A 12,391-nucleotide genomic window follows, 5' to 3' on the forward strand; every position below is an offset into this window, starting at 1 on the left:
CGACTGTCGTTGCGGGATGGTGTCTGCTGTCACCGAGCCACAGGGCGTGTCCCAATAGGGGCCTTGCCGAAGTTCAGGCGCCATCACGGTTCAGACCGCCCGAGCAGGCCGGTGCCAGCCACCCAGTACGTCACCACGCGGGAGGCGAACCAATCATGACGACCCGACAGAGCAGCACCTCCTCCAGCACGGATCCTCCCGTTCCGGGCGAGGTCGTCCTGGGCGTGGACACGCACGGCGAGATTCATGTTGCCGCGGTGGTCTCCCCTCTGGGGGAGGTCCTGGGCACTGAGTCCTTTCCGGCCACGGCGACCGGCTACCGTCGGCTGCTCGTCTGGGCCCGCAGGCTGGGGGTGGTGCGCCGGGCTGGTGTGGAGGGCACCGGTACCTTCGGCGCGGGCCTGTCCCGCTACCTGCTGGCTCAGCGCGTCGAGGTGTTCGAAGTGAACCGGCCCGACCGCTCGGCCCGCCGTCTGCTCGGGAAGTCGGACCCGCTCGATGCGCAGGCTGCTGCGCGGGCTGTGCTCAGCGGTCGCGCCCGGGCCCGGGCCAAAACCGGCGACGGTCCGGTGCACAGCGCTCGGATGTTCAAACTCGCCAAGGACTCCGCGGTCAAGGCCCGCACCCAGGCGATCAACCAGCTCAAGGCCGTCCTGGTCATAGCTGACCCCGCCTTGCGGGAGCGGTTGTCGAGCCTGGGCAATGCCGAGTTGTTCCGCACGTGCGCGCGCCTTGGCCTGTGCGACGGCGGGGGCGACGAGGACGCGGTGGCCCAGGCCACCCATATGACCCTGAGTATGCTCGCCGAGCGCATCGAGCAGCTCACCGGGCAGATCGATGAGCTGAACCGGCGCTTGACGCGGCTCGTCGAGCGCCACGCCCCGCAGCTGCTCGTACCGGTGGGCATCGGCCCGGACAGTGCCGTCACGCTCCTGATCACCATGGGAGACAACCCCGAGCGGCTGAACACCGAGGCATCCTTTGCCGCCCTTTGCGGAGTCAGCCCCGTCGAGTACTCCTCGGGCCGGCGGAGCACGCGCCGGCTCAACCACGGCGGCGACCGCCAGGCGAACGCCGCCCTGCACCGCATCGTGTTCACCCGGCTGCGACACGACCCGCGCACCCAGGCGTACTACGAACGCCGAACCCAGGAGGGCAAGACCCGCCGTGAGATCATCCGATGCCTCAAGCGATATGCCGCCCGCGAGGTCTTCAACCTGGTCAGACCGGTTTCCCGCACCCCCGGGTTATAGGGGCGTCCGTGATACGTGAGAGGGTCTGAGGCGTGAGTGAGACACCGTCGAACACCCTGCAATACCGCTTTGACGGGCCAGAAGAGGCTCCCGTCCTGATCTTGGGACCCTCCCTGGGTACCACATGGCACATGTGGGACCGCCAGATACCGGAGCTCGTCAAGCAGTGGCGGATCTTCCGCTTCGACCTGCCCGGACACGGCGGCGCCCCCGCGCACCCCGCCGGGTCGGTCGCCGACCTGGCCGGCCGTCTGCTGGCCACGCTCGACGCGGTCGGCGTGCAGCGCTTCGGCTACGCGGGCTGCGCGCTCGGCGGTGCGATCGGCGCCGAACTGGCGCTGCGCCACCCGGAGCGGCTGGCCTCGCTCGCGCTGATCGCCGCCTCGCCCCGCTTCGGGACCGCCGACGAGTTCCGCCAGCGCGGGGTGATCGTCCGGACGAACGGGCTCGATCCCATCGCCCGTACCTCTCCCGAGCGCTGGTTCACCACCGGGTTCGTCGCCGCCCAGCCCGCGATCACCGAGTGGGCCGTACAGATGGTGCGCACCACCGATCCCGGCTGCTACATCTCCGCCTGCGAATCGTTGGCCTCCTTCGACGTACGGGGTGAACTGGCCCGGGTCGGGGTGCCGACCCTCGTCCTCGTCGGCTCCGACGACCAGGTCACCGGCCCCGCCGAGGCCCGCACCCTCGTCGCGGGCATACCGGACGCCCGCCTGGCGGTCGTACCCGGCGCCTCCCACCTGGTCCCGGTCGAGCAGCCCGCGGCCGTCACCGACCTCCTCGTACGCCACTTCTCGACGGCCTGGCAGCCCGCGTACGACTCCGCCACCGGCCAGATGGCCATCCCGGCGGCCCCGGTCAAGCCGGTCCTGGCCGCTCCCCAGCCGACCGCCCCCATCGCGGAGATCGCGCCGCCCGTCGTCCAGCCCGAGGCGCGAGACGGCCGTCCGGACCAGTACGGCGCCGGGATGAAGGTCCGCCGGGAGGTGCTCGGCGACGCGCACGTCGACCGGGCACTCGCAGAGGCGGACGAATTCTCCGGGGACTTCCAGGACTTCGTCACCAGATACGCCTGGGGGGAGATCTGGAACCGGCCCGGCCTCGACCGGCGTTCCCGCAGCTGTGTCACCCTCACCGCCCTCGTCGCGGGCGGCCACCTCGACGAACTCGCCTTCCACACCCGCGCCGCCCTCCGCAACGGTCTCACCCCGGTCGAGATCAAGGAGGTGCTGCTCCAGGCCGCCGTCTACTGCGGGGTACCGGCCGCGAACAGCGCGTTCAAGGTGGCCCAGCAGGTCATCCGGGAGGAGACGACTCCCGAGGAGTGAGTGCGCGGGCGCGACTGCCGAGCCGGGTGGCGAAAGCACCTGTCTGAGACCGGTCTCAGCTGCCCGCCGCCCCTGCCCGCGCGGCAGGATGGACCCATGAAGCTGACGAAAAAATCGCACGCCTGCATCCGCCTGGAGAAGAACGGGCAGACGCTCGTCCTCGACCCCGGGGGATTCAGCGAGGAGGACGCCGCGGCCGGCGCCGACGCGATCCTGGTCACCCACGAGCACGCCGACCACTTCGACGAGGGCCGGCTGCGCGCCGCCCTGGACGCCAACCCGGCCGCCGAGCTCTGGACCCTCGCGTCGGTGGCGGAGACGATCTCCGCCGCCTTCCCCGGCCGCGTCCACACCGTCGGTCACGGCGACACGTTCACCGCGGCCGGCTTCGACGTACAGGTCCACGGCGAACTGCACGCGGTGATCCACCCGGACATCCCGCGCATCACGAACGTCGGCTACCTCGTCGACGGCGCCGTCTTCCACCCCGGCGACGCCCTCACCGTCCCCGACCACCCGGTCGACACGCTGCTGCTCCCGGTCATGGCCCCCTGGAGCAAGGTCTCCGAGGTCGTCGACTACGTCCGCGAGGTCAAGCCGCGACGCGCGTACGACATCCACGACGCCCTGCTCACGGATCTCGCCCGCCCGATCTACGACCGTATGGTCGGCGGACTCGGTGGCTCCGAGCACCTGCGGCTGGCCCCGGGGGCCTCGGCGGAGGTCTGAGCCGCGTTGTCAGACCCGGCGGGTAGGTTGTGAGGCATGCGTATCGCGACCTGGAACGTGAACTCGATCACCGCCCGCCTGCCGAGGCTGCTGGCCTGGCTGGAGAGCACCGGCACGGATGTGCTGTGCCTCCAGGAGGCCAAGGTCGCCGCCGAGCAGTTCCCGTCCGACCAGCTGCGCGAGCTGGGCTACGAGGTGGCGGTCAACGCGACCGGCAGGTGGAACGGCGTCGCGGTGATCTCCCGCGTGGGCCTGGAGGACGTGGTACGGGGCCTGCCCGGCGACCCCGGCTACGAGGGCGTCGAGGAGCCCCGGGCCGTCTCCGCGACCTGCGGCCCGATCCGCGTCTGGTCGGTGTACGTGCCGAACGGCCGCGAGGTGGCCCACCCGCACTACCTCTACAAGCTCGGTTGGTTCGAGGCACTGAAGGCAGCGGTCGCGGACGACGCGGCCGGCAGCCGCCCGTTCGCAGTCCTGGGCGACTTCAACGTGGCCCCGACGGACGACGACGTCTACGACCTGGCCGCCTTCGAGGGCCTCACCCACATCACCCCGGCCGAGCGCGCCGCCCTGGCCGCCCTGCGCGAGGCGGGCCTGACGGACGTGGTCCCGCGCCCCCTGAAGTACGACCACCCGTTCACGTACTGGGACTACCGCCAGCTCTGCTTCCCCAAGAACCGGGGCATGCGCATCGACCTGGTCTACGGCAACGAGCCGTTCGCCAAGGCGGTGAAGGACGCGTACGTCGACCGCGAGGAGCGCAAGGGCAAGGGCGCCTCGGACCACGCGCCGGTGGTGGTGGACCTGGAGGTGTAGGGCACCTTTTCAAGAGCTTGCGGGCCACTTTTCAGCGCTGGTCGGCATTTCCAGCCTGTCCGGCTTCGAGGACGAGCGCGTTCAGCGCGAACCGGGGGTCTGGGGGCGGCGCCCTCAGGGACGCCGGCTGCACCCACGGCGCCTACGGAACCAGCGCCCCCAACTCCACCGCCCCAGCCAGCGCAGCCAACCCCGCGTCGCCGGGATGCAGATGGTCCCCGCTGTCGTACGCGGGGAGCAACCGCGACGGCTGCGCCGGATCCCGCAACGCCGCGTCGAAGTCGACCGTCCCGTCGAAACCGGTGTCGGAGTCGGGGCCGGCCGCGGCCTCCTCCCGGATCCACGTGTTGACGGCGACCCGCTGCTCGTCGACCACCGAGGTGCACCGCGCCTCACCCCCGCACGGCCCGATCGTCGCGACCAGCACCCGCAACCCGCGCTCACGCACCCGCTCCGCGAGCTCCCGCAGACCGTCGATGACATCCTCCGCCGAAGCGCCTGTCCGCAGGTCGTTCACGCCCTCGAAGACGATCGCCGTACGCGCCGACGCCTGGGCGAGGACGTCCCGGTCCAGGCGGTGCAGGGCGCTCACCCCGCCCGAGTCGGTCGAGACGCCGTCGCCCGGGTAGCGGTCGGTGAGGACGCGGTTCGCGGCGATGCCCTGGTTGAGGACGCCGTACCGGGGGACCGCGCTCTGCGCCCGCAGCCGGTCGGCGAGCACGTCGGGCCAGCGCCGGTTCGCGTCCAGCGTCGACTGCTGCCCGTCGCTGATCGAGTCGCCCAGCACGACCACCGCCCCGGGCCCCCCGCCGACGTCCACCCCGGTCAGCAGCGGCCACGTCGCGAGCGTCGACGTGTAGGGCGCCGGGGAGCCGTCCGCCGTGTGGTCGCCCGGTGAGCTGACGTAGGAGCGTTGCTGCGTGAGCCGGTGCAGCGGGGCCGCCGTCACCGTGCCCGGCAGATGGAAGCTCACCAGCAGATTGGTGTCCGCGGGCACCGTGAAGTCCAGCGGATCGCTGAACGACTGTGCCCCGGCCGCGAGTTCGGCCCCCGGCGCCCCCTGGAACGTCAGTGGCACCGGCGTGCCGCTCGCCGTCGCCCCCGCCGCCTGTACGGCGACCGTCGCGCTGCCGATCCGGACCGGCGCCGACGCGAAGGTGTTGTCGAAGCGGACCCGCACGCGCGGCCCGCCGGCCGAGGTGTGCACCACGAGCCGCAGTGTCCGGTCGGTCCACGGGCCCACGGTCGCGTACGTCGACGTCGGAGCCGCCCAACTGCCGGTCCAGCCGGACGGGTCGGCCCGCACCGACAGTGCGAACACATGCAGGTCGGCCGCGTACGGCAGCCGGACGGAGTCGAGCTCGCGCCCTTGCTCGATCGGCACGGTGACGACGTACAGCCGCGCTTTCTCGGCGAGTTGGCCGTCGGGGGTGTTCACATGCGGCAGGGCGACCGCCTTGGTGGCGAGGGGGCCCTTGCGCCAGTCGGGGGCGGTCAGCCAGTACGAGGACTGGGTGCCGTCGGTGTACGAGACCGTGCCCGCGGCGCTCACGTCGTCGCCGCCGGTGCTCGCGACCAGGAAGGCGAGGGCGTCGCCCTGGCCGCGCAGGCGTACGGGCTGGCCGGCGGCACGCACGTTGTCCGGCTCGCCCAGCTCGCGGTGCGGCCAGGTCAGCCGGGCGCCCTGGACGGTGAGGGTGCGGCCCGCGGTCCAGCCGGCGGCCGTCAGGTCCTGGGCCGACACAGAAGCGCCCGAGCCGTCGAAGTCGGCCGCGCCGGGGGAGGTGTCGTCACTGACCGCGGTGTTGTCGAAGTACTCGGTGAGAGGGAGCGGTTCGGTGGCCCGGGCCGCGGAGGACAGGGGGATCAGCGCCGCGCACAGGGCGAGGATGACGCCCGGCACCCAGAGCCCTCGGATTCCCGGCTGTCGATCACCTCGGCGCATCTCCGTCCCCCCGTCCGCTCGCCTGCCGCTCGATGCAGTGTGAAGTTAAAGAGGTACCAGTTGCCCGTCCACGCGGCGACTTGCTCGGGCACACATGAGGAACTTGGCCGGAACCGGCGGCCCCGCGCGCCCTGTGGTGCGGTCGGCGGTGTCAATGACACGCTGGACGTATGAACATCCCTTTCCTGGGCAACTGGCGCAAGCGGCATGAGAGGCATGGACTCGCCCGAGGCGCGGCGGTGTTCTCCGACAGTGCACCCGATCCCGAGGCGGTCGCCGGGCTCCTCTCCGAGTGTGAGCTGCTCCGCCACCAGGCGGACCTGGCGGGCGTCGAACTCGACGACTCCGCCGCCTCGTTGGAGGCACTGGACCAGCTGCTGCCGGGCTGGCGGGACGACGAGGAGGCGCTGCCCCGGCTCGGCAACGACGCGGGGCTCTATCTCGGCACGGTCATCGTGCGGACCGTCCCCGGGGCCGCCTGGGACTTCTGGCCGGACGGTCAGCCCGTCGTACGGCTGTCGTCGGGCCGTGAGTTCGACGTGGTCGCCTCCGGTCGCGAGTGGGCGTCCAGCGGCGCTCCCGAGCTGTCGCAGCTGTACGCGGAGGTCTCGGAGGCATAGGCGCGATGTCGAGCCTGACGTAAATACGGCTAATGGCCGAAAAGTGCGTGTCGTGTATTAACTCCACTCCCGTCTGGATAGTTTGCGGCGGACCACGACACAGCTGAGAGTGAGTAGGGCTGGGCATGGCTGTCGATCCGCTGATCGAGCTGCATGAAGTCAACAAGCACTTCGGTGACCTGCATGTCCTCCGGGACATCGACCTCACCGTGGCCAAGGGGGAGGTGGTCGTGGTCATCGGCCCGTCCGGATCGGGCAAGTCGACTCTGTGCAGAGCGATCAACCGGCTGGAGCCGATCGAATCCGGGACGATCAGACTCGACGGGCAGCTGCTGCCCGACGAGGGCAAGCCTCTCGCGCGGCTCCGTGCCGAGGTCGGGATGGTCTTCCAGTCGTTCAACCTCTTCGCCCACAAGACCGTTCTCCAGAACGTCTCGCTGGGCCAGGTCAAGGTGCGCGGGCGCAAGAAGGAGGAGGCCGACAGGCGCTCCCGTGAGCTCCTGGACCGCGTCGGCCTCGCCTCGCAGGCGCCCAAGTACCCGGCTCAGCTCTCCGGCGGCCAGCAGCAGCGTGTGGCCATCGCCCGCGCCCTCGCCATGGACCCCAAGCTCATGCTCTTCGACGAGCCGACGTCGGCTCTCGACCCGGAGATGATCAACGAGGTCCTGGAGGTCATGCAGCAGCTCGCCCGCGACGGGATGACCATGCTCGTCGTCACCCATGAGATGGGCTTCGCCCGCTCGGCCGCCAATCGGGTCGTCTTCATGGACGACGGCCGCATCATCGAGGACCGCACCCCCGAGGAGTTCTTCACCGACCCTCGCAGCGACCGGGCCAAGGACTTCCTCTCCAAGATCCTCAAGCACTGAGGTCTCGCCCAAGTCCGTTCGCCGCCTGGTGAGTTGAGGGTGCCGTGAGCGTACCGACGGACAGCTTCCCGACGGAGGCCCGGACCGGGAGGCGAGCCGCGCCGAACCTCGACTACGATTTGCCGTTCATCCCCATCGGGATGTGGACGGAGGTCGAGGACGTGGCACCGGCCGAATCAGGGACGCTGCTGCGCGTGCAGTAGTAAGAAGGGCACGCGCTCGCCCGGCAGCAGCCGGAGATCACTGCTCGCACAGGGGTACCGACACGTATGAGGCGTCGGGCTCCGGTGGGGAGGAGGTCAGCTGCACGCCGGTCGGGTTGTGCTCGATGCGTTGCCGAGGCCGAGCGGGCCCACGTCGTAGAGGTACGCGACGAGGGTGCCGCTCTCCTTGGTTCCGCTAGGACGCACGGTGGGAGTTGCGCGCCGTGACGGCCGGTATGGGCGTCTGAGCGGCCCGGGTGATGTCCGTGACCAGCTCGACGACATCGGGGCCGTACGCCTGCGAGTTGACGACCTTCAGGAGCAGGGCGAAGGAGTTGTTCCCGTGTTTGCGGGCCAGCCGTTCGTGGTTGCGGGCGACATAGCGGGTCGCGGCCTGGTTGGTGATCGCGCGCTGGCCGCAGAAGAGGAAGACCGGGCGGGCCTCGCGGCTCTGGCCGGCGGTGAGCCGCGCGAGGATCACGTACTCGCCCTGGCCCGGCTCCAGGCGGTAGCGCTCGGTGCCGATCTGGAAGGCACCGCGGTCCGGGCCGGGTTCGGCGTCGACGTTGACGCGTACACCGGGGAGCAGCGAGTGCAGATGCGCCGCCATGCGGCGATTGGAGGCCGGGCCGCCCACACAGAACTCCGTCCGCTCGCCGAACCCCTGCTGGGCGGCGTCGTGGGCGACGACCTGGGCGTGGGCGTTGCAGTCCTTGATGAGCGCGGAGAGCTCCAGGAGCGCGAACACGTCGTGGCGCATCACGGTGAGCTCGGGGCCGCCGGCCTCGCGGTTCACCACGAGCAGCGACTCGGAGTTGTCCGGCAGCCCGAAGAAGGCCTGCTTGCGGCGGAGTTTGCGCTTCCACAGATAGGTGCGGGCCAGCCAGCCGAGGGCTGCGCTGATACCGGCCGCGACCACACCGAGGGCGATATTGCGCACGTCGTCAGTCATGGGCGCGCATGGTAGCGGTCAACCGGAACGGCGTTCGAGTGGGGCCTTACGGGACCACCGGGAATGAAGTTACGCTGCGCGGACGGTCATTGACTGGAGGTATTCATGCGTCGCCCTGTCGCGCGGAATCTGGCGGTCCTTGCGGTGTCTGCCGCGGTGGTGTCGGTGGGGGCGGCGGCGCCACCTTCCGACGCCACGTCCGCGGATACAGCTGTGGGTAGGTCTGTGGAGAAGGTCCCGGTCGCCGTCGGGTACGGCGGTGCCGTGGCGAGCGTGGACGCGGACGCCTCGGCTGCCGGGATCGAGATCCTGCGCAAGGGCGGCAACGCGGTGGACGCCGCCGTCGCCACGGCCGCCGCGCTGGGCGTCACGGAGCCCTACTCCAACGGCATCGGCGGAGGCGGCTACTTCGTCTACTACGACGCCAAGTCCCGTACGGTGCGCACGATCGACGGCCGCGAGACGGCACCCCTGACGGCCGACTCGGGTCTGTTCCTGGAGAACGGGCAGCCGATCCCCTTCGCCGACGCCGTCACCAGCGGGCTGGGCGTCGGTACGCCGGGCACGCCCGCGACCTGGCAGGCGGCGCTGGACAGTTGGGGCAGCGAACGGCTCGGTACGCTGCTGAAGCCGGCGGAGCGGCTCGCGCGCGACGGCTTCACCGTGGACGCCACGTTCAGAGCGCAGACCGCGTCCAACGAGGCGCGGTTCAGATACTTCCCGGACACGGCCGAGCTGTTCCTGCCGGGCGGTGCGCTGCCGGTGGTCGGCTCGACCTTCAAGAACCCCGATCTGGCGCGTACGTACGCGGAGTTGAGCCGCAAGGGCGTTGGCGCCATGTACCGGGGGAAGCTGGCCCAGGAGATCGTCGACACCGTCAACAAGCCGCCGGTGGACCCGGGTTCGGGCTACAACGCACGTCCCGGCGAGCTGTCGCTGACGGACCTGGCGACGTACCGGGCGAAGCGGCAGGCGCCCTCGAAGACGTCGTACCGCGGGCTGGGTGTGTACTCCATGGCGCCCTCCTCGTCGGGCGGTACGACGGTCGGTGAGGCGCTCAACATCCTGGAGAGGACGGACCTTTCGAAGGCGAGCGAGGTCCGGTTCCTGCACCGCTACATCGAGGCGAGCCGGATCGCCTTCGCGGACCGGGGGCGCTGGGTGGGCGACCCGGCCTTCGAGGACGTACCGACGAAGGAGCTGCTGTCGCAGTCGTACGCCGACTCGCGCGAGTGCCTGATCAAGGACGACGCGGTGCTGACGAGCCCGGTCGCACCCGGTGACCCGCGCAACCCGGCGGCCTGCGACAGCGGTGGCATCGCGGCGCCGACGACGTACGAGGGTGAGAACACGACGCATCTGACGGTGGCCGACAAGTGGGGCAACGTCGTGTCGTACACGCTGACCATCGAGCAGACCGGCGGCAGCGGCATCACGGTCCCGGGCCGTGGCTTCATCCTCAACAACGAGCTGACCGACTTCTCCTTCGCGCCGGCCAGCCCGGCCGTACACGACCCGAACCTGCCGGGGCCGGGGAAGCGACCGCGCTCGTCGATGTCCCCGACGATCGTCCTGGACGCCCACGGCAAGCCGGTGGTGGCCCTCGGTTCACCCGGCGGCGCGACCATCATCACGACCGTCCTGCAGACCCTGACGGGCCTCCTGGACCGGGGGCTCCCGCTGGTCGACGCGATCGCCGCACCGCGCGCGAGCCAGCGCAACCAGACGACCACCGAGCTCGAACCCGGGCTGTGGAACAGTGAGTTGAGGACCGAGTTGGAGGCGATCGGCCACGGCTTCCGGCTCAACCCCGAGATCGGCGCGGCGACCGGCGTACAGCGCCTGCCGAACGGGAAGTGGCTGGCGGCCGCCGAGACGGTGCGACGCGGCGGCGGATCGGCGATGGTGGTGCGGCCGGCTTCGTGAGTCAGCCGAGGGTGGGCGGTGGTGACGTGTTCGTGTTCGGCCGCCCGTCCTCGTAGCGGCTGACCGTCGCCGCCGGCCAGGTGTACTCGATCTCCGCCACGGTGAAGCCCGCGGCCATCAGCAGGGGGCGCTCGGCCGTGCGCAGACCGCCCGCGCGCTCGTAGAACGCGATCGCGCGGGCGTTGCCGGCCAGGACCTCCAGGCAGACGTCCCGGCCGGGACTGTGCCGGGCCGCCCAGGCGAAACCGTGGTGCAGCAGGGTGCGGCCGACGCCGGTGCCGACACGGTCCGGCCGGGCGTGCAGGTTGTCCACGTGGACCCGGCCGTCCGGAGTCGTGTCCAGATGGATGAAGCCGCGCAGCTCACCGTCCTCCTCGGCGAGCAGGAGACACCGGTCGCCGGACGGCGCCGCAGTGCGGGCCCGCCACGTGGCGAGGTGCTCCGCCGCCAGTGGGCCGTCCAGATACGCGGCCGGCATGAGCGCGGTGTACGCGCTGCGCCAACTGGCCGTGTGCAGGGCCGCGATGCCCTCCGCGTCGGTGGAGGTGCCGTTCCTGATACGCATGAAGACGTAGGTTACGCGCGGCTCGTGTGCGCGTCCTGGCGGGCCGTCAGCACCCGCGGCCCCGACTCCGTGATCGCCACCGTGTGTTCCGCGTGGGCCGCGCGGGAGCCGTCGTTCGTGCGCAGGGTCCAGCCGTCCGGAGCCTCGTGGTAGTCGTCCTTGCCGCTGCCGATCAGCATGGGCTCGATCGCCAGGACCAGACCGTGGCGCAGCGGCATGCCCCGGCCGGGGCGGCCCTCGTTGGGGACCGGCGGGTCCTCGTGCATCCGGCGGCCGATGCCATGGCCGCCGAAGCCCTGCGGGATGCCGTACCCCTCCGTACGGCACACCTCGCCGATCGCGTGCGCGATGTCGCCGATGCGGTTGCCGACGACCGCCGCCGCGATACCCGCCGCGAGCGCCCGCTCGGCGGTCTCGACGAGCCGTACGTCGGCCGGGCGCGGCTCGCCCACGATGAAGCTGATCGCCGAGTCGCCCGCCCAGCCGCCCAGTTCGGCGCCGAAGTCGATCGAGACGAGGTCGCCGTCGAGCAGCCGGTAGCCGTCAGGGATGCCGTGCACGATCGCGTCGTTCACCGAGGCGCAGATCACCGCCGGGAACGGGGTGGGCGCGAACGAGGGCCGGTAGCCGAGGAAGGGGGAGGTGGCCCCGGCCGCCCGCAGCACCTCGTGTGCCAGCTCGTCCAGCTCCAGCAGGGAAACGCCCACGTCAGCGGCTTCCCGGACGGCGGTCAGGGCTTTGCCGACCACCTGGCCCGCCTCGTACATGGCATCGATCGCTGTGTTCGTCTTGAGTTCCACCATGCCAATTACTATACCGGTATTAGAATGGTGGCATGGTACGCACTCCCCTCACTCCCGAAGAGCGTGAACGCGGCGAGCGGCTCGGCCGGCTGTTGCGTCAGGCGCGTGGTGGCCGCAGCATGGCGGAGATCGCGGGCCGCGCCGGAATCTCCGCCGAGACCCTCCGCAAGATCGAGACCGGACGGGCACCGACCCCGGCCTTCTTCACGGTCGCGGCGCTGGCGCGGGTCCTCGGACTGTCCATGGATGAACTGGTCGGGCAGTGCGCGCCGGTCGCCCCGGTCGCGGCGTGAGCGCCGCGGGGCGGTTTTGGCCATTGTCGCAGTGGTTCACATCACGTTCTGCTGGGCGCGCGGTACTCTGCGTCCGGTCCGAAAAC

The 12,391-nt window shown here is 70.9% G+C and carries 13 protein-coding genes and 1 pseudogene; 9 read left to right on the forward strand and 5 right to left on the reverse strand.

All coding sequences use genetic code 11. The annotated features are described in order from the left end of the window. Positions 1-155: 155 nt before the first annotated feature. The 4 genes from ACH4TV_RS44185 (at position 156) to ACH4TV_RS44200 (ending at position 4,129) form a co-directional block, all read left to right on the forward strand. Positions 156-1,253 carry an IS110 family transposase gene (locus ACH4TV_RS44185; protein ID WP_328751548.1) on the forward strand — a complete coding sequence of 366 codons (1,098 nt, stop codon included), beginning with the start codon at positions 156-158 and terminating at the stop codon, positions 1,251-1,253. A gap of 32 nt (positions 1,254-1,285) precedes the next feature. Then, positions 1,286-2,584, forward strand: a complete 1,299-nt coding sequence (gene pcaC, locus ACH4TV_RS44190; RefSeq protein WP_398407082.1) for a 4-carboxymuconolactone decarboxylase — start codon at positions 1,286-1,288, stop codon at positions 2,582-2,584. Between the two features lie 96 nt (positions 2,585-2,680). Next, positions 2,681-3,313 carry an MBL fold metallo-hydrolase gene (locus ACH4TV_RS44195; protein WP_398407083.1) on the forward strand — a complete coding sequence of 211 codons (633 nt, stop codon included), beginning with the start codon at positions 2,681-2,683 and terminating at the stop codon, positions 3,311-3,313. Positions 3,314-3,349: 36 nt separating this feature from the next. Next, complete coding sequence (locus ACH4TV_RS44200; RefSeq protein WP_398407084.1) at positions 3,350-4,129, forward strand: exodeoxyribonuclease III; 780 nt, start codon at positions 3,350-3,352, stop codon at positions 4,127-4,129. A gap of 142 nt (positions 4,130-4,271) precedes the next feature. On the opposite strand, the gene ACH4TV_RS44205 is transcribed toward ACH4TV_RS44200, so the two are convergent. Next, positions 4,272-6,074: a GDSL-type esterase/lipase family protein gene (locus ACH4TV_RS44205; RefSeq protein WP_398407085.1), complete on the reverse strand. Its 1,803-nt coding sequence runs from the start codon at positions 6,072-6,074 to the stop codon at positions 4,272-4,274. Positions 6,075-6,244: 170 nt separating this feature from the next. Here ACH4TV_RS44205 and ACH4TV_RS44210 point away from each other — a divergent pair, with 170 nt between their 5' ends. From ACH4TV_RS44210 to ACH4TV_RS44220, 3 genes are all read left to right on the forward strand, one after another. Then, entirely contained in the window at positions 6,245-6,694 is a 450-nt protein-coding gene (locus ACH4TV_RS44210) for a DUF6278 family protein (RefSeq protein WP_398407086.1), read from the forward strand. Between the two features lie 125 nt (positions 6,695-6,819). Then, a complete protein-coding gene (locus ACH4TV_RS44215) occupies positions 6,820-7,563 on the forward strand; it encodes an amino acid ABC transporter ATP-binding protein (protein WP_398407087.1) in 744 nt (247 codons plus the stop codon). 44 nt (positions 7,564-7,607) lie between these two features. Then, a complete protein-coding gene (locus ACH4TV_RS44220) occupies positions 7,608-7,766 on the forward strand; it encodes a hypothetical protein (protein WP_398407088.1) in 159 nt (52 codons plus the stop codon). Positions 7,767-7,803: 37 nt separating this feature from the next. Here ACH4TV_RS44220 and ACH4TV_RS44225 read toward each other — a convergent pair. Continuing rightward, a pseudogene (locus ACH4TV_RS44225) lies at positions 7,804-8,000 on the reverse strand (acyl esterase); the annotation flags it as partial. Then, positions 7,963-8,718 carry a hypothetical protein gene (locus ACH4TV_RS44230; RefSeq protein ID WP_398407089.1) on the reverse strand — a complete coding sequence of 252 codons (756 nt, stop codon included), beginning with the start codon at positions 8,716-8,718 and terminating at the stop codon, positions 7,963-7,965. The gene ACH4TV_RS44230 and the pseudogene ACH4TV_RS44225, both read right to left, overlap by 38 nt. A 105-nt stretch (positions 8,719-8,823) precedes the next feature. Between ACH4TV_RS44230 and ggt the strand changes: the two genes are divergently transcribed. Further along, entirely contained in the window at positions 8,824-10,644 is a 1,821-nt protein-coding gene (gene ggt, locus ACH4TV_RS44235; protein ID WP_398407090.1) for a gamma-glutamyltransferase, read from the forward strand. Position 10,645: 1 nt separating this feature from the next. On the opposite strand, the gene ACH4TV_RS44240 is transcribed toward ggt, so the two are convergent. Continuing rightward, the gene (locus ACH4TV_RS44240) at positions 10,646-11,209 is read right to left on the reverse strand and encodes a GNAT family N-acetyltransferase (RefSeq protein ID WP_398407092.1); all 564 of its coding nucleotides are present in this window, start codon (positions 11,207-11,209) and stop codon (positions 10,646-10,648) included. Between the two features lie 11 nt (positions 11,210-11,220). Continuing rightward, the gene (gene map / locus ACH4TV_RS44245) at positions 11,221-12,012 is read right to left on the reverse strand and encodes a type I methionyl aminopeptidase (protein WP_398407093.1); all 792 of its coding nucleotides are present in this window, start codon (positions 12,010-12,012) and stop codon (positions 11,221-11,223) included. Positions 12,013-12,044: 32 nt separating this feature from the next. Between map and ACH4TV_RS44250 the strand changes: the two genes are divergently transcribed. Next, entirely contained in the window at positions 12,045-12,305 is a 261-nt protein-coding gene (locus ACH4TV_RS44250; protein ID WP_398407094.1) for a helix-turn-helix domain-containing protein, read from the forward strand. Positions 12,306-12,391: the final 86 nt, after the last annotated feature.

Origin of the sequence: Streptomyces sp. NPDC020898, from assembly GCF_044333925.1 — a bacterium.
Taxonomy (GTDB): Bacteria; Actinomycetota; Actinomycetes; order Streptomycetales; family Streptomycetaceae; genus Streptomyces.